At 44.4% G+C, this 21,851-nt stretch carries 15 protein-coding genes and 2 tRNA genes; 13 read left to right on the plus strand and 4 right to left on the minus strand.

The genetic code is table 11. From position 1 onward, the window contains the following. Positions 1-124: 124 nt before the first annotated feature. The 3 genes from nuoC to ndhC form a co-directional block, all read right to left on the minus strand. Complete coding sequence (gene nuoC / locus PG901_RS08985; protein WP_271134294.1) at positions 125-1,879, minus strand: NADH-quinone oxidoreductase subunit C/D; 1,755 nt, start codon at positions 1,877-1,879, stop codon at positions 125-127. 184 nt (positions 1,880-2,063) lie between these two features. Continuing rightward, positions 2,064-2,732: a NuoB/complex I 20 kDa subunit family protein gene (locus PG901_RS08990; RefSeq protein ID WP_201562543.1), complete on the minus strand. Its 669-nt coding sequence runs from the start codon at positions 2,730-2,732 to the stop codon at positions 2,064-2,066. A gap of 149 nt (positions 2,733-2,881) precedes the next feature. Further along, a complete protein-coding gene (gene ndhC, locus PG901_RS08995) occupies positions 2,882-3,505 on the minus strand; it encodes an NADH-quinone oxidoreductase subunit A (RefSeq protein ID WP_201562545.1) in 624 nt (207 codons plus the stop codon). 960 nt (positions 3,506-4,465) lie between these two features. On the opposite strand from ndhC, the gene PG901_RS09000 reads away from it, so the two are divergent. The 6 genes from PG901_RS09000 to PG901_RS09025 all read left to right on the plus strand — a co-directional run bounded on the left by PG901_RS09000 (position 4,466) and on the right by PG901_RS09025 (position 11,776). Continuing rightward, on the plus strand, positions 4,466-6,499 hold the full coding sequence (locus tag PG901_RS09000) for a UvrD-helicase domain-containing protein (protein ID WP_201562547.1): 2,034 nt from the start codon (positions 4,466-4,468) through the stop codon (positions 6,497-6,499). 99 nt (positions 6,500-6,598) lie between these two features. After that, on the plus strand, positions 6,599-8,002 hold the full coding sequence (mgtE, locus tag PG901_RS09005; protein ID WP_201625624.1) for a magnesium transporter: 1,404 nt from the start codon (positions 6,599-6,601) through the stop codon (positions 8,000-8,002). A gap of 146 nt (positions 8,003-8,148) precedes the next feature. Beyond that, positions 8,149-8,613 carry a dUTP diphosphatase gene (dut, locus tag PG901_RS09010; protein ID WP_149489623.1) on the plus strand — a complete coding sequence of 155 codons (465 nt, stop codon included), beginning with the start codon at positions 8,149-8,151 and terminating at the stop codon, positions 8,611-8,613. A 108-nt stretch (positions 8,614-8,721) separates the two neighbouring features. Continuing rightward, a complete protein-coding gene (locus PG901_RS09015; RefSeq protein ID WP_271134277.1) occupies positions 8,722-10,494 on the plus strand; it encodes a phosphomannomutase in 1,773 nt (590 codons plus the stop codon). A gap of 121 nt (positions 10,495-10,615) precedes the next feature. Beyond that, the gene (gene argB / locus PG901_RS09020) at positions 10,616-11,527 is read left to right on the plus strand and encodes an acetylglutamate kinase (protein WP_271134278.1); all 912 of its coding nucleotides are present in this window, start codon (positions 10,616-10,618) and stop codon (positions 11,525-11,527) included. An 18-nt stretch (positions 11,528-11,545) separates the two neighbouring features. Next, a complete protein-coding gene (locus PG901_RS09025) occupies positions 11,546-11,776 on the plus strand; it encodes a hypothetical protein (RefSeq protein WP_201628723.1) in 231 nt (76 codons plus the stop codon). Positions 11,777-11,809: 33 nt separating this feature from the next. Here PG901_RS09025 and PG901_RS09030 read toward each other — a convergent pair whose 3' ends face one another. Continuing rightward, positions 11,810-12,175 (minus strand): Spx/MgsR family RNA polymerase-binding regulatory protein, encoded by a 366-nt coding sequence (locus tag PG901_RS09030; protein WP_271134279.1) that lies wholly within the window; start codon positions 12,173-12,175, stop codon positions 11,810-11,812. A 227-nt stretch (positions 12,176-12,402) separates the two neighbouring features. Here PG901_RS09030 and leuS point away from each other — a divergent pair, with 227 nt between their 5' ends. From leuS to PG901_RS09065, 7 genes are all read left to right on the plus strand, one after another. Then, entirely contained in the window at positions 12,403-15,120 is a 2,718-nt protein-coding gene (leuS, locus tag PG901_RS09035; RefSeq protein WP_442966882.1) for a leucine--tRNA ligase, read from the plus strand. Positions 15,121-15,261: 141 nt separating this feature from the next. Further along, complete coding sequence (locus PG901_RS09040) at positions 15,262-15,981, plus strand: LPS-assembly lipoprotein LptE (protein WP_271134280.1); 720 nt, start codon at positions 15,262-15,264, stop codon at positions 15,979-15,981. Positions 15,982-16,129: 148 nt separating this feature from the next. Further along, a complete protein-coding gene (locus tag PG901_RS09045) occupies positions 16,130-17,242 on the plus strand; it encodes a DNA polymerase III subunit delta (RefSeq protein WP_271134281.1) in 1,113 nt (370 codons plus the stop codon). Between the two features lie 359 nt (positions 17,243-17,601). Next, positions 17,602-18,990, plus strand: coding sequence for an efflux RND transporter periplasmic adaptor subunit (locus PG901_RS09050; RefSeq protein ID WP_271134282.1), 1,389 nt, complete (start codon positions 17,602-17,604; stop codon positions 18,988-18,990). Between the two features lie 150 nt (positions 18,991-19,140). Next, positions 19,141-21,135 carry a MacB family efflux pump subunit gene (locus PG901_RS09055; protein ID WP_271134283.1) on the plus strand — a complete coding sequence of 665 codons (1,995 nt, stop codon included), beginning with the start codon at positions 19,141-19,143 and terminating at the stop codon, positions 21,133-21,135. 379 nt (positions 21,136-21,514) lie between these two features. Next, positions 21,515-21,590 (plus strand) — tRNA-Lys (locus PG901_RS09060). 156 nt (positions 21,591-21,746) lie between these two features. Beyond that, a tRNA-Lys gene (locus tag PG901_RS09065) sits at positions 21,747-21,822 on the plus strand. Positions 21,823-21,851: the final 29 nt, after the last annotated feature.

The raw sequence follows: 21,851 nt of genomic DNA on the forward strand, positions 1-21,851 counted from the left end.
TGTGCCAGTTTGGCGATAACATGTTAATGAACGTGTCTTACTTTTAATACTTAACTTCTAATATTTGACATTAATAGCATTTAGCATTGATAAAAGATGATGATCAATGCATTACGGCTAACATTTAGCGGTCACAATCGGCCATCACAATATCAATCGATGCCAAATACATAATGGCATCGGATACCAATGAGCCATTAATCACCGATGGCATCTGCTGCAGGTGCGCAAATGTCGGCGTGCGAATACGGGTACGGTAGCTCATCGTCGCTTTATCGGAGGTGATGTAATAACTATTTAAGCCTTTGGTGGCTTCAACAATTGTGGTGCACTCACCCGCTGGCATCACAGGACCCCAAGAGACGGAGATAAAGTGGTTAATCAAGGTTTCGATATCATTCAAGGTCCGGTCTTTTGGCGGTGGTACTGCCAATGGATGATCGGCTTTATAAGGACCTTGCGGCATGTTATCCATACATTGACGGATGATACGTAACGACTGGCGCATCTCTTCAACTTTTACCATACAGCGATCATAAGCATCGCCGTTATAGCCGACTGGCACTTCAAAGTCGTAATTCTCATAGCCCATATACGGACGTGCTTTACGCAAATCAAAATCTAAACCTGTTGCACGTAAACCTGCGCCGGTGACGCCCCATGCCAATGCTTGCTTGGTATTATATTGCGCAACGCCTTGAGTACGACCTTTAAGCACACTGTTTTGCAGCGCTGCTTTGACATATTCATCCAAGCGTTTTGGCATCCATTCTAGGAACTCGCGAACCAAACGCTGCCAGCCACGCGGTAAATCGTGCGCTGTACCGCCGATACGGAACCACGCAGGATGCATACGGTAACCGGTAACGGCTTCGATGACGTCATAAGCTTTTTGGCGGTCGGTAAACATATAGAATACTGGCGTCATACCGCCCGCATCCTGAATAAAGGTACCGACGAACAGCAAGTTATTGGTAATACGGAAAAACTCACTCATCATCACGCGGATGGTTTCAGCGCGCGGCGGAATGGTGATACCGGCAAGCTTTTCAACCGACATGATATACGGTAGCTCATTCATTACGCCGCCGAGATAGTCAATACGGTCGGTATAAGGAATAAATGAGTGCCACGTTTGACGCTCAGCCATTTTTTCGGCGCCGCGATGGTGATAGCCAATATCAGGGATACAATCGACCACTTCTTCGCCATCAAGCTGAAGTACCAAACGGAAAGCACCGTGAGCTGATGGATGGTTAGGACCGATGTTCAAGAACATAAAGTCTTCATCACGACCCGAGCGTTTCATGCCCCACTCTTCAGGGACAAAGCGCAGGTTTTCTTGCTCGTATTGTTGTTTGGCGGTATTCAAGAAATACGGGGTAAATTCAGTTGCCCGCGCATGATACTCTTTGCGCAGTGGATGACCTTCCCAATATTTTGGCAATAAGATACGGGTTAAATGCGGATGACCTGTAAAGACAATACCAAACATATCCCACACTTCACGCTCATACCAGTTGGCATTTGGCCAAATCTTGGTCGCGCTCGGTACATTAATATCGTCTTCGCTTAGCGCGACTTTGATACGCACATCGCTATTGCGCTCAAGCGACATCAAATGATAAAACACCGTAAAATCGCTGTCAGGCAACCCTTGGCGATGTTGACGCAAGCGCTCATCTATCGCTGATAAGTCAAATAGCATGACATAAGGTTTTGGCAATTTACGCAGGTATAATAGAACATCTAATAAGTCGGCACGCGCAACCCACACCGTTGGAATCTCATCCACCGTGTGCTGTACGACAAACTTACCAGCATATTTTTCTTCCAGCTCTTTGATAACTGCTGGGACAGGCTTGATTTTAGGATCCATGTTGTTAGGATCTATGTTTTCAACTACCGTGACCATGAATGATGTCTTCCTTCATTAATCATAACCGAGCTATGTTAATCATAACCGAGCTGTGATAAGCGTACGCGCACTTCTAAGAATTATGAACAACTGAGCTAAAATGCCAAAGTAAATACTTACGTAAAGCAAATACTCACGTAATAAGCTAAATACTGTCTGGGCTACGCAAGTTTTTCACAGCGATACGATCTGCTTGCTTACGGTCACGCTCAGGCGTCATTTGTGGCTGATAGATACCCTGCTCATTGACATGAATACCCAGCGGACGACGCTCTTTAGTAATCGACTCTTGCAGCAGCATCAAGCCTTGAATCAAGGCTTCTGGACGCGGCGGACAACCGGGTACATAAACATCGACGGGAATAATCTTATCCACGCCTTGCACCACTGAGTAGATGTCATACATACCGCCCGAGTTGGCACAAGCACCCATTGAGATGACCCATTTTGGCTCAAGCATTTGCTCATATAGACGCTGAATAACCGGTGCCATTTTTACAAAGCAAGTACCAGCAACAATCATCACGTCCGCCTGACGGGGCGAGGCGCGAATAACTTCGGCACCAAAGCGTGATAAATCGTGAACCGCAGTTAAGGTAGTTGCATATTCGACATAACAGCATGAGGTACCAAAGTTAAATGGCCACAGTGAGTGCTTGCGCCCCCAGTTTGCTGTTGAATGGACAAGGTCTTCGAGACGACCCATAAAGACGTTTTTATTGACTTCGTCTTCGAGCGGGTCATTGACCGTTTGACTAGTCTGTGCAGGATAGGTATCTGCATCAGGGTTGGCTTTTGTTAATGTGTATTTCATAACATACAACCTTTATTTTAAGCGCCATGCGGCAATCAGATTGCCACTACGAGCGCCATAACTTCTATTATGAATAAATTAATCATGCTGACATGCGGGAATAAGGCTAAAACAATCTAGCTATAATAAGCTAATCTAGCTATAAGCAATTAGCGTTCGACCTTATCGGGCTGCGCAGAGGTGGCAAAATCCACGGAGGTAATATTACCTGTGGTATTAATATGATCGATATTCTGCAAATGACGACGATTGGTCTCAATATTGTTCGAGACATTAATTTGCCCTGAAGATTGCGCCGGTATTTTACCCGTCGGATCAACCATCAGCTCATCAACACCATCAAATTTGGTGATGTCTGCCAAATTGAAACCTGCCGGAGCCGCATGTAAGCGAGGTTGCTTACGGCGTTTATCCGCCGGTGCCCAGTTCATCGCACCCAGACTGAGCTCGTATACCAAGCCAATAATCAAGATGGTGATAAATATTGCGGCAGCGACAAAGCCAAGCCAGCCCGCCTCACGAACGGAAACCGCATAGGCATATAGATACAGCGCTTCTAAATCAAAAATAACGAAGAAGATGGCCACCAAATAGAATTTAGCAGACAAACGAATGCGGGCGTTGCCAGCTCCGACAACACCCGCTTCAAATACCTCTTCTTTTTGTGAGCCCTGAGAGCGACCGCCAAGTAAGCGCGGAACGACCAGCATAAATACAACTAGCCCAATGGCGGCTAAAATAAAAGCGATTGCTGACCAATTAAAAGCAGACATGATAATACGTGCTCCTCACCCAATCGAGTGTCAAGCGTACCGCAAATACTCACAAATAATGGTGGTAATGGCGACAGGCGTAACGCAGACGAAAACACAAAGTAACTGTCATTGAGTCACTTTATTTGAGTAAATTTGTTTAAATAACTCAGTGATTTAAATAACTCAATGATTGTCTAAATCAATGACTATTATAGCTACTGTGCTGGTAATAACCAATTATCAAGCTTATTGACGACGATGTCAGACGTGACCAACTGTAGATGTTCCGCTCTGTACACGGATAAAAAGGCTGGTCGCCCAACGCATCTTGTAACAACGTAAGATCAACGTATTAAATCAATATCATATCCGGTGTTTACTTAATTGATTTAATAGCTCATTACACGTGGTCAACAATGACGTGACAACTGGCATAAATTATTTACGTACTATACGCATATCGGCAATCAAAAGCTAGTTTTTAACTGCATTGAACGGTCATTTTCTCTGCAAAAAAAATATGTTTTTTTTACTACGACCTATGATATAGACGTTACCTTATATTAAGCCCAAATCCATATTTCTAAAAAGGCGCTGGTATATATAGTGTAAGTCACGCAATCCAAACGCTTTTTTACTCGGCATGCATCCTTCAACTCCTCACCCAAAGATAGGGTTTTTGCTTTATAATGACCCACCGAATTCCATGGTCGTATCGGCAGCTTTTTTAATGACGGCACTTATGGTTAATTGTCACAAAATATTAACTGCTCTGTGCTTAATTAACAAACGGATTGAATAATCTTACCGACGCCATATTTTGATATCAAGATGAGGCAGCAAGCTATAATGTTATGTTGTCATGTTGCGCTAGCAATTTGCTTAATGCGTGCGATATTGATTGAACTTAGCGGCTGTTAATATCGAAGCTCGCCCCCTTTTGCTTATTTTTTTTGCTTTTGTCTTACAGGTCACCTTATGAGTCAACTTAATCCCAAACAACAAGAAGCGATGCTCTACGTATCTGGTCCATTGCTCGTGCTAGCAGGTGCCGGCTCCGGTAAGACATCGGTTATTACCCGTAAAATTGCCTATCTAATAGAAGAATGCAACATGCCAGCCGAGCGCATTACGGCGGTGACTTTTACCAATAAAGCGGCGCGCGAGATGAAAGCCCGGGTCAGTAAATTGCTGCCGAGTGAAAAAACCCGCGGGCTGACGGTGTCTACCTTTCACCAATTTGGGCTACAGTTTTTACGTTATGAGCTGATTCATACGCCGCTTAAAGGTAACTTCTCCATCATGGACAGCGACGACAGCAAACGTCTGCTGATGGAGCTGATGATGCGTGACAATTTAAGCGGCGCAGAAAGTCGTGAGTTGGTCGGCAAAGCGATAAAAATGATTTCTGATTGGAAAAACGATCTGATTGAGCCGGACAAGGCAATGGAAACCTTAGACGACCCAGAAGATATGATTTTTGCCACCCTTTATGCTTTATATGAGCGCAATCTGCGTGCTTATAACGCCGTTGATTTTGACGATTTGATTGTCTTGCCAACCAAAATCTTACGTGAAAATAGAGAGCTGCGTGATAAATGGCAAAACCGTATTCGTTATTTGCTCGTCGATGAATATCAAGATACCAATACCGCCCAGTATGAGATGATTAAATATCTGGTCGGACCACAAGGACGCTTTACCGTCGTTGGCGATGACGACCAATCTATCTATGCGTGGCGCGGCGCAAAACCTGAAAACATGGGATTATTGAAAGAAGATTTTCCAAAATTAAAAATAGTCATGCTTGAACAAAATTATCGTTCAACCACGCGTATCTTGACCTCTGCCAACGCCGTTATTACCAATAACGAGCATTTATTTGAAAAGAAACTCTGGTCAGATAAAGGTCAAGGCGAAAAAATTCGCATTATTAATTGCCGTAATGACGATGATGAATCCGAGCGCGTGGCAAAAGAGATTGTCACGCATAAATTGCGTTTCGGTAATGAATGGGAGCAATATGCGGTTCTTTATCGCAGTAACTTTCAGGCGCGCATGCTAGAGGCACAGCTTCGTCAGTTGCAAGTGCCTTATAAGTTATCAGGTGGTCAGTCGTTCTTTGCCCGTAGTGAAATCAAAGACATCATGGGTTATTTGCGTTTGATTCTTAACCCAGAAGATGACAGCGCATTTTTACGGATTATTAATACGCCGAAGCGCGGGATGGGACCAGCGACACTTGAAAAGCTTGGTCTATTTTCACAAGAGCATAGCATCTCGTTATTGGCGTCTTGTACCCATGCCGGTCTAGCTCACGTCTTGCCGTCTAAGGCTTATGGGACGTTGAAGGAGTTTGGCGATTTTATTGGGCATTATACCCGTGAGCTCGATCAGCATCCCGACCCCGTGCCAATCGTCCGTCAAATGATTGATGAGACCGGTTATATTGACTTTGTCCGTAGCGATTCTAAAACGCCACAACAAGAAAAAAATCGCATCGATAATATCGACATGCTATATACCAGTATTCAATCGCTGATTAATCGCGCCGAAGAAGACGAAGACCGCACTATTGATACCATCATTCGTAAGCTGGTCTTGCTTGATATGCTTGAGCAGCAGCAAGAAGAAGAAAATACCAATAAAGTGAACCTCATGACCTTACATGCGGCAAAAGGTTTGGAGTTTGATTTTGTTTATATCATGGGGCTTGAGGAAGAGATGCTACCGCACCGCAATTCTATTCTTAGCGAGACGGTCGAAGAAGAGCGGCGTTTAATGTACGTAGGTATTACCCGCGCCCGTCGTGAGCTGACATTGACACTTGCCACCCAGCGCCGCGCAGGTGGTCAGATGCGCGTGACGTCTGAATCACGCTTTTTAGATGAATTGCCAGAAGATCATATTGATTGGCCTGCCAAAGCGAAAAAGAAAAAAGCCAGCAAAGACCCTGAAAAAGTTGCTGATGAATACTTGGCTAACATTCGTGCTTTATTAGGTAATCGCTAAGTTTGATAGCTAAAATTGGCTGATAAATACTGCTAATCTATTAAATATAAAGCCGATACTTTAATTATTATTAATACCTTTTAAAAACTTGGAACTTTTATGCCCACCTCGACGCCGAATGCTGAACGACCATCGACACGACAGGGAGACTACAATCCGGCGGAATCTAACGGCGAATATAAGCTACTGTATTTGCAAGAGTTGGTCGCAGATAAAGCCTATGAGGCCATTACCGAGTTTTTAGCCAAGCAATCAGAATATGAGATTGCCAGCTTATTAGAATCGTTTCCTAGCCAAAATCGCTTATTGATTTGGGCGCAGGTGCCAGAAGATATCAAAGGTGAAGTGCTTGCGGAGTTAGAGTTTGATACCCGCCAGCCGCTGTTAGAAAACGTTTCTTCAAAAGAGATATCGCTTTTTACCCAAGACCTTGATGCACAAGATATCTCCGAGATTTTAGATACCGTTACCGAAAGTGTGCGCACCTCGGTGATGGCAACTCTAGATGAAGATATTCGCATTCAGGTCAATAAGCTCGATACCTATGCCGACTGGGAAGTTGGTAGTTATATGGATCCTGATCTTATTCAGATTAGAGACGATATTACGCTAGCGGAAGTACAAAACTGGCTGCGAGAAAATGACGACCTGCTCGATGACGAGAGCCAAGAGCTTTTGGTCGTCGACCAAAGCCAGCAATTACTCGGGCTGCTCAGTTTGGTCGATTTGATTAAACATGACCAACGTACCCTAGTATCGGCATTAATTGATGCGGCCATTACCATTAATGACCGCTTAGATATTCAAGATGCGGCAGCGATTTTCCGTTCAGAAGATATTCGCTTTGCCCCGGTGATTAACAGTCACGGCGAGCTGGTCGGTCAACTGAATGGCGAAGATATCATGGAGATTATCCAAGATGATGTCGACAGCACCATGAAAAATCTTGCCGGTGTCAGCCAAGATGAAGAGCTGTTTGCGCCCATCCTAACCAGTGCCAAAAGCCGTAGTATTTGGCTTGGTATTAATTTATGCACCGCACTATTGGCGGCCGCAGTGATTGGCCAGTTTGAAGCCGTACTGGCAAAGGTCGTGGCGCTAGCGATATTAATGCCCGTGGTTGCCAGTATGGGCGGTATTGCAGGCTCGCAAACGCTTACCGTCGTCATTCGTGGTATGGCGATGGGTCAAATCGGTGGTTCAAACCGCCTATGGTTATTAAATAAAGAGCTGTGGGTTGGGGCGATAAACGGTATCATATGGGCGATAATCATGGCGTTTATTGCGCAATTGTGGTTTCATGACATTAAAATCAGCGCTGTCATTGGCCTTGCTATCGCGATTAATATGACCGCCGCCAACGTTTCAGGCATCAGTATTCCGCTAATGCTCAAACGTATGAATATCGACCCTGCGCTATCCGCCTCGGTTATCTTAACCACCGTGACCGATATTGTCGGCTTTATGTCGTTTTTGGGCTTGGCGAGCGTGTTGATTCTTTAGTTAATCGCCTATGAAAATCTGAAAACTAAAAGTTAACAATCAGCAGCTATTTATAAAAATAGTTGTTGTTAAGCATTTAAAACCTAAAAGTTAAAAATGTGATTCATTCTGTTTACAACACCATTAAATCGTTAAGTGAGTGCGTTATGCAAGCTGTACAAGTTAAAGTATTAAACCCTAAAATTACTGAAGATAAAGCGTTCTCGCTACCGACACGTGCCACCGATGGCAGTGCAGGTATCGACTTGCGTGCCTGCATTGACGAGCCATTGACGATTAAAGCCGGTGCCACGCATTTGATTGGTACTGGTTTAGCTGTTTATATTCAAGACCCTAACTTTGCTGGCATGATTTTACCGCGCTCTGGTCTCGGTCATAAGCATGGTATCGTCTTAGGTAATTTGGTCGGCTTGATTGATGCCGATTATCAAGGTGAGCTGATGGTTAGTATTTGGAATCGCAGCAATGAAGATTTTGTCTTAAACCCAGCAGAACGTATGGCGCAATATGTGGTCGTACCAGTCGCCCGTCCAGAGTTTGAAGTAGTGGCAGAATTTAGTGATACCAGCGCGCGCGGTGCTGGTGGTTTTGGCCACTCTGGTCGTCAGTAGTCCGTACTGATTTACCATTTTAATTGTTGATTATGATGACAATCTAAAAATCATACTAATTTAACAATCATAATAACTTAACAATCACGACAATAAGGAGAGTAAGCGATGCCGTCTTTTGCTGCGCAGCAATCCTTATTTCGTGCTTATGATATTCGTGGTTCGCGCCAGCAGTTTACCAATGACTTTATTCACGCATTGGGGTACGCTTTTGCTCATCTTTATCAAGTTCAGCAAAATATTGATAGTAAAAAACATAGCGCAAAAAATAGCAAAATTAGCAGTGAAAACAATCGCCAAAGCACTAATGAAAAAATCATTGTCGTCATTGGTTATGATGTGCGCTGTGATAGCAATACCATTGCGCAGGCACTTGCTCATATTTTGTCTCAGCAAGGTATACAAGTCATTCAACTGGGCTTAGTGACCACGCCTATGATGATTTTTTGGGCGGAGCAATATCAGGGACATGGCATTATTGTCACTGCCAGCCACTCTGCTAAAGATATTTTAGGGGTGAAATGGCTCGTCAATCATATCTCGCCTAGCAGCACAGACATTCAGGCGCTATATCATCAACTGGGTATTGATAATGCGCAAAACCCGTCTTTGGACAGCATTGCTAAGCCCATTTATCATAAACAACAGCAGTTACCTGCTAAGCAAGTCGCAAGCGCTTATAGCAACGCCATTACGCAAGTTTTTAAGCAAATTTATCAACATAATAATCAGCTTCTTAACCAAACTGCAGAAGATAGTCAACTACCCTCCTCCAAACTTGATTTAGTGGTGGTGATTGATTGTATGCACGGTGCGACCAGCAATATCGCCAAGCCTTTATTTACGCATTTTTGCCAAAGTGTCATCATGCTGAATGATACGCCAGACGGTGACTTTCCCGCCGGCAATCCCGACCCGACTGAGCCGCAGCGTCTTAAGCAGTTGCAGCAAAGCGTGCTTTTGCATCAGGCAGATATAGGTATCGCCTTTGATGGTGATGGCGATCGGTTAATGGTAGTTGATAATCGGGGCAAAGTCGTCACTCCCGACCATCTGCTTTATCTGTTAGCAACAGTAGCTGTCAATCAGCGCCCTCAATCGTTAAATGCTTCATTATCAAACTCTCAAGTGCTCTTTGATATTAAATGCTGCCATCATTTACCAAAGCTTATTACTGAGCTTGGCGCAACGCCTGTGATTAGTAAAACAGGTAGCAGCCTGATGCGGCAACAAATACAGAATTCTGGCGGTCAAATTATCTTTGCCGGTGAATTATCTGGGCATTTTATTTTTAATGATGGCTACTTTATTCTTTATGATGATGCCATGTATGCAGCATTAAGACTACTCCATTGGTTAGCTAAACCACTGCCTGCTAAGCCGAATTGTGCGAGAAACTTAGCCGATATCATTGATGCTTTACCCGTTATCGTCAGTACGGCTGACCATTATTTACCGCTACCAGCAACCGCTCTTACCGACTGTTCCATCGTGCAGCAACTGGCAAGATTCTGCCAGTATTTACAGAAATTGGTTCATGTGACATCAGCAGCTTCTATTACCCAACCTGACCCACAAGCAATCATTAGCTGTGCGCCGTTACTTTGTACTTGTTCGGCTAAAAACCAATATACCACTTTAGAGCAGGCGCAAAAATTATTACCAGTGGGCACCAAGCTCAGCTGTATCGATGGAGTACGTTTGGATTTTGCACGCGGGTTTGGCGTATTACGCCAATCAAATACCAGTCAAAATCTGACCGTGCGCTTCGCTGGTGATAGCATCGCCGATCTTATCGATATCCAAACGAGGTTTGCCGCTTTATGCCGCCCATTTAACGAGCATTTAGCCACGCAAATACTGGCTATTGTTGCTGAGTAAATGTTATTTAACTGATTTTTTACCATTTATTTTATTAGAGAACGCCTTATTAGAAAATGCTAGAAAGAAACAGAAACCCTCAATTAATCCACCGCTTAACCCTGTCTTTTAGGAGCTTGTCATGACGCTTAATTTGGATGAAGCCAAAATTACCGCAGAAGTATTAACCACGGCGCTGCCTTATATTCAACGCTTTGTTGATAAATTAATCGTGGTTAAATACGGCGGCAATGCCATGACCGACCCTGCGCTTGAAAGCTCCTTTGCCCGTGATATCGTCTTATTAAAAACCGTTGGCATGCATCCTGTGGTCGTACATGGCGGTGGTCCACAAGTGGATAATTTGTTAAAAGAGCTTGGTCGTCAATCTGATCGTATAGACGGTATGCGCGTGACTGACAAAAGTACGATGGATATCGTCGAGATGGTACTCGGCGGAAGCGTCAATAAATCTATCGTTAGCTTAATCAACAAGCACGGTGGACGCGCGATTGGTCTGACGGGTAAAGACGCCAATTTAATCCTAGCTAAAAAGTTAATGATGGAAAAAATAGGTGCAGATGGTATTGCCGTGCCCGTCGATTTAGGCTTTGTCGGTGATGTGGTCAGTGTCAATAAAGACGTGATTAATATGCTGATTGCTTCTGATTTTATCCCTGTTATCGCCCCTCTTGGCGTCGATGAAGAAGGCAATACTTATAATATCAATGCCGATTTGGTCGCGGGTAAGGTTGCAGAGTTTTTGCAAGCTGAAAAGCTCATGCTCCTAACCAATATCAAAGGGGTATTGGGACGCGACGGTGAAGTCGTCACTGGATTAACGCCAAAGACAGTCGATAGCCTTATTGAAGATGGTACGATTTCAGGCGGTATGATTCCTAAGATTCAATGTGCGCTTGATGCGGTACGTAGCGGCGTAAAAAGTGCCGTTATCGTCGATGGTCGTGTGCCGCATGCGACGCTGTTGGAGATTTTTACCAATAAAGGGGTTGGTACACTTATCAGTCGCGATATTGATGCGACCATGCTTTAGTTTCTTGAGGAGTCAATTATGCCGCTGTGGCTATGGTGTCTACTGTTTGCTTTAGAGAGCCTTTATTGCTGGTGGATTATTGGTTATGGCGGTGCGCGCTGGATAGAGGGATGGAAATCGTTCTTTATGATTGAATGGTTTGCACTTGATTGGACAGCCGAGCAAATCCGTCTTTATGTGCTCATTATTTGGTGCTTCAGTGTGATCTGGTTTATCGTAGGTATTATAAAGCCCGAGCTTAGAATCTAAGCTTGGGCTTTTGCAATTGGCCAAAAACTTCCTTTACGAAAAAGTTGTGTCGAATGCTTCTTCATCATAACCACATAGCAAAAAAAGCTTATCTTTAATTTCACCTTCAACTATCGGACGTTTAATCATACTGGTATTTTCTACAAGCAAATCGATGGCAGTATCTATATTGGCATCAGCGGCTTGTTTTTGCTCATCAGTCAGTTTACGCCAAGTGGTGCCGCGTTTATTTAGCACTTTATTGATACCCAGCTCATTTACCCAACGCTGTACGCTTTCCTTATCAATGCCTTGTTTTTTATAGTCATGAAAGTCATAGCTGACACCTAGCTCATCAAGCTTAGTAAAAGCTTTTTTCATCGTGCTACAAGATTTGATACCGTAAATAGTGATGGTCATAAAAACTCCAAATCAATGATCATTATTTTGTTTATTATACCTAACTGACATCAGCATTTGGTTTATGACGACGAAAACATTCATAAGCGTATTCACTTTGCAGATTTATCGCCTTTACGGTGAGCAAACACCCCATCATATCGTCGCAATTTTTGCCAAATTACGCTATGCTATGGCATTGTAAAATTTTACCCAATTTATCTGTAACAACCTATTCCGAGCCAACTATGAGCAACGCCGTGACAGCAGAAACTGCTAATACTACCCATACCAATAATACTTCTATCGATAACGCCCAGTATCAGCCGCAACTTATTGAAGCGGCGCAGCAAGCCAAATGGGCAACTGACAAGCGTTTTGAAGTAAGTAACGAGCCAAGCGACAAACCAAGTCGCTATATGCTGTCGATGTTCCCTTACCCAAGCGGTAAGCTGCATATGGGTCACGTGCGTAACTATACTATCTCTGATGTACTGAGCCGTTATTATCGCCTAAAAGGCTATGAAGTCATGCAGCCAATGGGTTGGGATGGTTTTGGTCTGCCAGCAGAAAACGCCGCGATTGCCAATCAAACACCGCCTGCCGAATGGACGTTTGCCAATATTGACAGCATGCGCGCGCAGCTTAAATTGCTTGGTTTGTCTATTGATTGGTCACGTGAATTTGCCACTTGTAGCCCTGAGTATTATCAATGGGAGCAGTGGTTGTTTTTGCAGTTATACAAAAAAGGCTTGGTTTATAAAAAGCTTGCCACCGTCAACTGGGATCCGGTCGACAATACCGTGTTAGCCAATGAGCAAGTCATTGATGGTAAAGGTTGGCGTAGTGGCGCGGCGGTCGAAAAGCGCGATATCCCAATGTATTATTTTAACATCACCGATTATGCTGATGAGCTGCTTGATGATTTAGACCAGTTAGAAGGTCACTGGCCGTCTGAAGTGCTGACCATGCAGCGCAACTGGATTGGCCGTAGTGCCGGTATGGAAGTCCATTTCCCTTATGAGCTGGCTGGCGAAACCAATACCTTAGATGTGTTCACGACTCGTCCTGATACTTTGATGGGTGTGACTTATGTCGCAGTCGCGGCCGAGCATCCGTTGGCACAATACGCATCTGAACAAGATGAAGCGATTGCCCAATTCTGTGCCCTTTGCAAAAAAGGCTCGGTTGCCGAAGCAGATTTGGCTAAAGCTGAAAAAATCGGGATGGATACGGGTCTTACCGTCACTCATCCATTGACTGGCGAAGAAGTGCCTGTATGGGTTGCCAACTATGTACTGATGAGCTATGGCTCAGGTGCGGTGATGGCGGTTCCTGCTCATGATGAGCGCGATTACGAGTTTGCGACCAAATATAATTTGCCAATTAAGCAAGTGATTGACATTCCTGCTGGCTTTCTTGATAAGGTAGAAGAAGACGCTAAAGCGAATAATACTGAGAGCAATCGTGCTTATACCGAGCGCAATACTCTAGTCAATTCAGGCGAATTTGACGGCATGGATTTTGAGCAAGCGTTTGAAGCGATGCTTGCTAAGCTTGAGCCACAACAGCTTGCGAAGAAAAAAATCCAATACCGTCTGCGTGATTGGGGTGTTTCTCGCCAGCGCTATTGGGGCTGCCCTATCCCAATGGTCAACTGTGAGCATTGCGGTACGGTGCCGGTTGAAGAGCAAGATTTGCCGGTTGTCCTACCAACTGACGTCGTCCCTGACGGTCGCGGTAATCCGCTAAAAAATATCCCAGAATTTGTCAATACCACTTGTCCTAAATGTGGCAATCCTGCTGAGCGTGAAACCGATACCTTTGATACCTTTGTAGAGTCGAGCTGGTACTATGCCCGCTTTGCCAGCCCACACGATACAACCAATATGGTCAATAAGTCTGCCGCCAATAAATGGTTGCCGGTTGACCAATATATCGGCGGTGTCGAGCATGCGGTTATGCATCTACTTTATGCACGCTTCTTCCATAAACTGATGCGCGATGAAAACTTGGTCTCAGGTGATGAGCCATTTGCCAATCTAATGACCCAAGGTATGGTACTTGCCGGCACGTTCTACCGCGTGAATAGCGATGGCAGTACTACTTATTACTTTACCGAAGACATCGATATCGACTATAACGAGCGTGGTCAGCCGATTAAAGCCATTTTAAAATCAGACGGTCAGCCAGTGACGATTGGTAAAATCGAAAAAATGTCGAAGTCAAAAAACAACGGTGTCGATCCTCAGATTACCATTGATAAATATGGCGCAGATACCGTGCGCCTTTATACCTTATTTACGGCACCTGCTGACCAAACACTTGAATGGTCAGATGATGCATTAAAAGGCCCTTATAACTTTGTGAAAAAAGTATGGCGCATTGCGACCGAGCATATGCAGGCACTTGACGACGCAAATTTAAATCTTGATACGCTAAATAATGAAGCACTCAATACGGATAACTTAAGCAAAGAAGCGAAAGCCTTACGCCGTAAGACGCATGAAACGATTGGTAAGATTGATAGTGATTTGGGCAAACGCCTAGCACTTAATACGCCAGTTTCTAGCCTAATGGAGCTTGCTAACGAGTTAAGTAACTTCAAAGCAAACAGTGAGCAAGACCTACAAGTACAGCATGAAGCACTGATTGATTTATTGATTATCCTATCGGTATACGCGCCGCACATCGGTGAGCATTTGCTTGAGCAGTTAGGAATGGATACCGTCACCCTAAACTATCCAGAAGTCGATGCAAGCGCTCTAGTGCAAGACATGATTACGATGGTGGTGCAGGTTAACGGTAAAATGCGCGGTAAAATGGATGTCGCGCCTAATAGCGATCCTGAGCAGCTAAAAGCGCAAGCAAAAGCGCTTGAAGGCGTGGCAAAATTCCTTACTGGCGAGATTAAAAAAGAAATCGTCGTACCGAACAAACTGGTTAATATCGTGGTTGCAGGCTAGACCTTTACAACGTTATGTTTTCAAAAACTGGGTTTTTAGACGTTGCGCTTTTGAATGCAGCGTTTTCAAACCTAGTGTTTTAAACCCAGCATTTTTAGACATTGCGTTTTAGGTCTTCTTATCAAAATAAGGATAGCGATTATGTCGTATAAGCACCGAGCTTTGCAGGCACATCAAGCAAAATCAGACGGAAAAAGCAGCATGATTCGTAAATCAGGCACCCAAAAACTGGTAACAGCGCTACTGACAGCTTTGCCAATGTTTGCGGTATTGGGTGCAGGTGCCAGTCTCAGTGGTTGTGGTTTTCAGCTACGCGGCTATGATGCACCCATGCTATTTGATGTTGCTAAGACTGCGGTAATTATCGAAGACAATCGCACCTCATTTCCATTGAAACGTCCCCTAACACGGCGTCTACAATCATTGGGTGTTGAGGTTATTGATAATATGACCTTGGCCGATGTGGCCAGCAATAACCAAAAAGCGGGCGCAGAAACCATTGCAGCAATTACGGTTAATAATGTCCGTTTTAAGCGTTATGAGCTGGTTGGTGTCTTGACAGAGATTCGCTTGGTGATGTCAGCTGATGTCAGCTATCAAAGCGTAGAGAATGGCAAACCTGTGACACTGACCAACCCTATCCAAGTTGAGCGCAGCTATCAATATAATGAGGCATCGGTGAGTACCGATGATCAGCAGGGCGAGCAAATTCGTGATTGGCTTTACGACAGCTTAGCGCGCCGAATTACCGATCAATATGTGGCGATTGCGCTGCCTAAGATTGCCCCTAACAGTGGCAAACCAGCTATGCAAAATGGTAAAGGTTCAGCATCTACTGCTGTTATCGTGCCGCAATCTTAAGGTTGCTGTTTTTTCATTTTTAAACGTTCATGTTTTAACAATATCATTGTTAAAACATAACCTTACTAAAGCTGCCTTTATTTAAAGTGCTTTTTTAAATAATGGCAGCTTTACTTCCCTATTCATAACCTTGTGTCCTTCTTCGTCTATGCAAGATACTTTTATACAAGCTTATCCAAAACTGCTACAACCTTCCGTTGCAGTAGCAGGCTTGTGGCTGGCACACGGTGATGAGCCCTTACTCAGTCAATGGCTTATCGATGCGCTGCGTCCGCATTGGCGCGCGCAGAATTACGCCATTAAACGTATCGAGCTGGTGTCAGTAAAGAGCTGGCAGGAAGTGTTATCAGAGCTTGGCAGTCAGTCTTTATTCGATGATGCCAGTGCGTTGATTGTCACGGGTAACCATAAACCTGATAAAGCCGTTATTGCCGAGCTAGAACGTTTTGCCGTCGATGCACAGACAGGAGCTCATAGTCATAGCTTGTTATGGCTCACGCCAAAGCAGGATAAACGCGCCCAAACCAGCAAATGGTTTGCGCCATTTGCGCAATATGGTCACGTTATCGACTGCAATTTGTATAACGAGCAACAACGTCAGCAGTTATTGCAGATACAAGCCCAGCAGTTCGGCTTAACATTGTCGCAAGAAGCTTGGCAGCTGCTGATGTCACATACCGAGCATCATTTGCTCAGTGCCTATCAAACCTTATGGCGGCTATCGTATTTATTTGCCCCCCAATTAATGGCAAATAGTAGCAGTGACAGTCCTAATAGCAGTGATAGTCATAATAGCCATAGTGCAAATCTTGATAATAATTCTAGCCCGCCTGTGACAAACGTGGCATTAGATATTAATGACTTGCAAGCGGCATTGGTCAGCGATGCGCAGTTCAGTGTATTTGATTTATCCGATGCGATGCTTGCTGGCAATAGCGCCCAAGTTGCTAAAATTATATTTCAGCTGAAAGCGACTGATGAGCCAACCACCTTGGTTTTATGGTCAATTAGTAAAGACATGCGGCAAATCATGCAATTAATGGACGGACAAGACCCGCAAGCGCTTGGCATTTGGCGTAGCAAACAAGGCTTATACCAGCAAGCATGCCGCCGCCACTCAAAAGCTCAGACTGCGACTTGGCCTGCTCTGCTTTATAAGTGTGATCAAGCGATTAAAGGCTTGGTACGCCAGCCAGCGTGGGAGTTATTACTGCAAGCAGCGCTTGAGCTATCAGGGCGAAGGTTATTTCAAGCACATTAAATGATCAGGCAAGCATATACTGATTTCAATAAAAAAGCAGATAGCGGGATAGGAATGAGTTTTTTGCAGCCTCTGTCGGCGTAGGCACAGCAAGCAAAAAAAACGTATTCCTGTCCCGCGTCATAATTTAATGTATTTCTTTCATTTATTATTAACTCTATCCCATAGCTTATTAAAGATAACTCATCACTTTTTCTTATTTAACCCTCTATATAGGGTTATTTTTTTGTCTGTAATTTGTCGCATTATTACTACCACTATGTCTCCTCTTAACGTTTCGCAAACTAATTGCCATTCCCTTTTGTCCAGCAAGCCTCTACTATAGCTACACTTGATTTAACTGTGATTGGATTGTTGTCATGCGCAAAATGAGCAAAAAGTCTGCTATTAAATGGGGCATTATTGCCCTTGTCATCATAGCTTTAGGGGCTTTGGCCTATAAAACCTTTAAACCAAAAGAAACCACACCCAACTATCTAACAGCGACCGCTGAGATTGGCGATATCGAAAATAACGTCATGGCCTCCGGTAAAGTTAAGGCGTTAAATACCGTCGATGTGGGTGCGCAGGTCTCGGGTGAAGTGACGCGGCTGTTTGTTGAAGTCGGTGATGAAGTGCAAAAAGGCGATTTAATTGCGCAGATTGATCAGGTTACCCAAAAGAATAATTTAAGCAATGAGCAAGCGAGCCTTGAGCAAAGTGAAGCGGCGCTACAAAGTGCCCGTGCCGAGTCGTTGAGTCGTCAAGCAAGCCTAAAAAGTGCGCAAGCGGATCTTGCCAGCCGTCAAGCTGAGCTCAGACAAGCACAAGCAGACTTCTCGCGCCTACAAGGCTTACTGGCTATCGATGCGATATCGCAGCAAGATTATGATACGCAAGCGACAAAGGTTGCCACCGCTCAGGCATCGGTCGCTAATGCGCGCGCTGCCATTGAGACAGCAAAAGCCGCAATAGCGACTACCGAGGCGAATATCAATAGCCAACAGGCGGCGTTACGTAAATCTCAAACCAACGTTAGCACCGCGCAGGAAGATTTAAGCTATACCACCATTCGCGCGCCAATGTCAGGGACGGTAGTCTCGGTGACCACTGAGCAAGGGACAACGGTCAACGCCAACCAAACTGCACCGACCATTGTTACCTTAGCCGATTTATCGACCGTGCGTATCAATGCGCAAATCTCTGAAGCCGACGTCATTAACGTCAAAGCAGGCTTACCCGTCTATTTTAATATCATCGGCAATCCCGATCAAAAGTATGATGCGACCCTCAAAGCCATTGAACCGGCTCCTGAGAAAATCAGCGATACTAGCTCTACCGATGCGGCCATTTATTATGTTGGTTATATCGAAGTGCCCAATACCGAGCGCCGCTTTCGCATCGATATGACCGCGCAAGTATATATCGTTATTAATCAAGCAAAAGACGCGCTACTTATCCCCTCTGCTGCCCTACAGCCTGCCGGTAAATCTAAAAAATCCAGCAATGCTAAAAAAGAATCTGCTAAGAGTACTGCCGCGAGTGCTGATAATGACTCTCGTGCAACTACAGCGATGGTGCGTGTACTTAAAGCCGATGGTGAAGTCGTTGAACAAACCGTCAAAGTCGGTATCAATAATCGTGTCAATGCGGAAATTCTAAGCGGTCTTAAAAAAGGCGATGAGGTTATCTTAAGCGAAGAAGGACCTAATATTGGCAGTAAGGGCGGCAGAGGTGGCATGGGTGGCAGAGGCGGTCGACCGTTTTAATATGAGGTTATAGTCGTAAGATTAACGATGTTCAAGCGTTAACACTATTGAATTTTAAAAGGCTCTAAATTTAAAACTCTAAAACCTACGTTGAATCGACGATAGCAAAAAACGAGCGTTGATATTGATTTGATATAAGCAGGATAGCAAATGAGTAACCAAGACCCGACTTCTAATGCCACCGCTACGCCTTTGATGGAAGTCAAAGGACTGATTAGAGAGTTCAAAGCTGGCGAGCAGACCATTCGCGTCTTGCATGATATCAACCTGACCATCAATCAAGGCGAAATGGTGGCTATCATTGGGCAATCAGGTTCGGGAAAATCGACCTTGATGAATATCTTGGGTTGCTTAGACCAAGCGACTGCTGGCGACTATAAGATATTTGGTCAATCGGTCAGCCGCCTAGATGCGGATGAGCTGGCAAAACTGCGCCGTGAGCACTTTGGTTTTATTTTTCAGCGCTATCATCTATTAGGCGACATTAATGCTCGTGACAACGTTTCTGTACCAGCAGTCTATGCTGGGATGGACGGGCAAGCACGTAATGACCGTGCCGAAAAACTATTGTCAGATTTAGGACTGGCGGACAAAGTTAATAATCGCCCAAGCCAGCTATCGGGTGGACAGCAGCAGCGTGTGTCTATCGCAAGGGCGCTAATGAATGGTGGCGATATCATCCTAGCCGATGAGCCCACAGGTGCCCTAGATAGTAAATCAGGTAAAGACGTCGTACAAATCCTCAAAGACTTAAACGCGCAAGGTCATACCATAATAATGGTCACCCATGACCCGGGTCTTGCCGCCCAAGCTGAGCGCGTCATTGAAATCAAAGACGGTTATATCATCGCTGATTATAAAAACGAAGATTATCAGCAAGCAGAAGCCCAGCCAGCGGCGATGATAGATAAGCACCGTAAAAGCGCCTTTAGCAGCTTTATCGACCGCTTATTTGAAGCCTTTAAAATGTCCTTACTTGCCATGCGCGCCCATAAAATGCGCACCTTATTGACGATGTTAGGGATTATCATTGGTATTGCTTCCGTGGTATCGGTCGTCGGTCTGGGGAAAGGCTCACAAGAGCAGATACTCTCCAATATCAGCTCCTTAGGTACCAATACCATTACTGTCACTGACGGCTACCCCTACGGTGACCCTAGGCGTCAGTACAACGATGATAATCTAACCCCGCAAGACGCCCAAGCGGTCGCTGACCAACCCTATGTGCTCAGTGTCAGCCCGCAGCTCAATAGCAATATGAACGTGCGCTATCGTAATATCCAAGAAGCTGCCAGTATCAGTGGCGTTGGTAAAGACTACCTCGATGTGAGCGGTGAAAAGCTGGCACTAGGTCAGGGTTTCGATGAACAAAGTATCCTACGCCGTACCCAAGATATCATTATCGATAATAATGCCAATAAAACTTTTTTTCCTGACAATGCCAATCCGATTGGTGAGGTATTACTAATCGGTAGCGTTCCTGGGCGCGTGATTGGGGTACTAGAGCCAAACGACGGTGGTTTTAGTCGCAGCGTCGATACACCGACGTTATATATGCCCTATACTACCATGATGTCGCGGCTGATAGGCAGTGCCTATATTGAGAGCTTTGTCGCGCTGATTGACAATAATATCTCCTCTGCTGCCGCTGAGTCTGCCATATCTGAGCTGATGAAAAGTCGTCATGGTACCGATGATTTTCGCATCCGTAACTCCGACTCTATTCGTCAGACCATTGAATCTACCACAGCTGCTATGACGTTATTAATATCTTCTATCGCTATTATCTCGTTAATTGTCGGCGGGATTGGCGTGATGAATATCATGCTGGTATCAGTGACCGAGCGCACTAATGAGATTGGCGTACGCATGGCCGTCGGTGCGCGTCAAAGCGATATCATGCAGCAGTTTCTGATTGAAGCCGTTTTGGTCTGTATTTTAGGCGGACTATTGGGTATAGGCATGGCATTTGCGATTGGTGAGCTGATTAACCGTGTCGGCGGCGATAGTTTCAAAGTCATCTACTCATCAACCTCTATTATCGCCGCATTTGTGTGCTCAACGCTTATTGGGGTTGTATTCGGCTTCTTACCTGCTCGTAATGCTGCCAAGTTAGATCCAGTAGAAGCATTGTCTAGAGATTAGAATAATTTTACGACTAACGCTAAAGGTAAACATCAAAAAACAAAGTTGAAAACGCCCTATTAATAGGTTTTTAAAGTCTCTAAAAGCCAATTAATCCTTAAATTTAAAAAAATATGATTAATTTGCACGGATTTGCACTTTTTTTAGCATTCGGGGTTGTAATTGTCATAATTATATATATAATGTGCTCTCACGTTTAGAGATACAAATAATCTAAACGGGTAAACAAGCTTATTGTCTCTTTTGATATTGATTCATGAATAGATAAAGAAATGAAGCTTTAGGACATTGTTTTTGATGTCTAGTTTTAATAAATTTCCCTTTAAGGAAATTTATCTTGCGAAGCTAAAATTGTCATGCAATTTTTTAACGCTTCTCAGGGCCGATAGCTCAGTTGGTAGAGCAGTTGACTTTTAATCAATTGGTCCCGCGTTCGAGTCGCGGTCGGCCCACCATCTTTAGTATTGCCCTTATCATGTATGCTACCCTATCCGGTAGTAGCGTAATAAGTTTAAAGACATTGTTTTTGATGTCTAGTTTTAATAAATTTCCCTTTAAGGAAATTTATCTTGCGAAGCTAAAATTGTCATGCAATTTTTTAACGCTTCTCAGGGCCGATAGCTCAGTTGGTAGAGCAGTTGACTTTTAATCAATTGGTCCCGCGTTCGAGTCGCGGTCGGCCCACCATCTTTAGGAAAGCCCAGTCATTTAATGAT

Origin of the sequence: Psychrobacter sp. ANT_H3 (assembly GCF_027919975.1) — a bacterium.
Lineage (GTDB): Bacteria > Pseudomonadota > Gammaproteobacteria > Pseudomonadales > Moraxellaceae > Psychrobacter > Psychrobacter maritimus.

What these genes read in the sequence shown, in the direction of transcription:
- nuoC (WP_271134294.1), bottom strand. Translation starts at nt 1,879, where the DNA reads ATGGATCCTAAAATCAAGCCTGTCCCAGCAGTTATCAAAGAGCTGGAA.
- PG901_RS08990 (WP_201562543.1), bottom strand. Translation starts at nt 2,732, where the DNA reads ATGAAATACACATTAACAAAAGCCAACCCTGATGCAGATACCTATCCT.
- ndhC (WP_201562545.1), bottom strand. Translation starts at nt 3,505, where the DNA reads ATGTCTGCTTTTAATTGGTCAGCAATCGCTTTTATTTTAGCCGCCATT.
- PG901_RS09000 (WP_201562547.1), top strand. Translation starts at nt 4,466, where the DNA reads ATGAGTCAACTTAATCCCAAACAACAAGAAGCGATGCTCTACGTATCT.
- mgtE (WP_201625624.1), top strand. Translation starts at nt 6,599, where the DNA reads ATGCCCACCTCGACGCCGAATGCTGAACGACCATCGACACGACAGGGA.
- dut (WP_149489623.1), top strand. Translation starts at nt 8,149, where the DNA reads ATGCAAGCTGTACAAGTTAAAGTATTAAACCCTAAAATTACTGAAGAT.
- PG901_RS09015 (WP_271134277.1), top strand. Translation starts at nt 8,722, where the DNA reads ATGCCGTCTTTTGCTGCGCAGCAATCCTTATTTCGTGCTTATGATATT.
- argB (WP_271134278.1), top strand. Translation starts at nt 10,616, where the DNA reads ATGACGCTTAATTTGGATGAAGCCAAAATTACCGCAGAAGTATTAACC.
- PG901_RS09025 (WP_201628723.1), top strand. Translation starts at nt 11,546, where the DNA reads ATGCCGCTGTGGCTATGGTGTCTACTGTTTGCTTTAGAGAGCCTTTAT.
- PG901_RS09030 (WP_271134279.1), bottom strand. Translation starts at nt 12,175, where the DNA reads ATGACCATCACTATTTACGGTATCAAATCTTGTAGCACGATGAAAAAA.
- leuS (WP_442966882.1), top strand. Translation starts at nt 12,403, where the DNA reads ATGAGCAACGCCGTGACAGCAGAAACTGCTAATACTACCCATACCAAT.
- PG901_RS09040 (WP_271134280.1), top strand. Translation starts at nt 15,262, where the DNA reads ATGTCGTATAAGCACCGAGCTTTGCAGGCACATCAAGCAAAATCAGAC.
- PG901_RS09045 (WP_271134281.1), top strand. Translation starts at nt 16,130, where the DNA reads ATGCAAGATACTTTTATACAAGCTTATCCAAAACTGCTACAACCTTCC.
- PG901_RS09050 (WP_271134282.1), top strand. Translation starts at nt 17,602, where the DNA reads ATGCGCAAAATGAGCAAAAAGTCTGCTATTAAATGGGGCATTATTGCC.
- PG901_RS09055 (WP_271134283.1), top strand. Translation starts at nt 19,141, where the DNA reads ATGAGTAACCAAGACCCGACTTCTAATGCCACCGCTACGCCTTTGATG.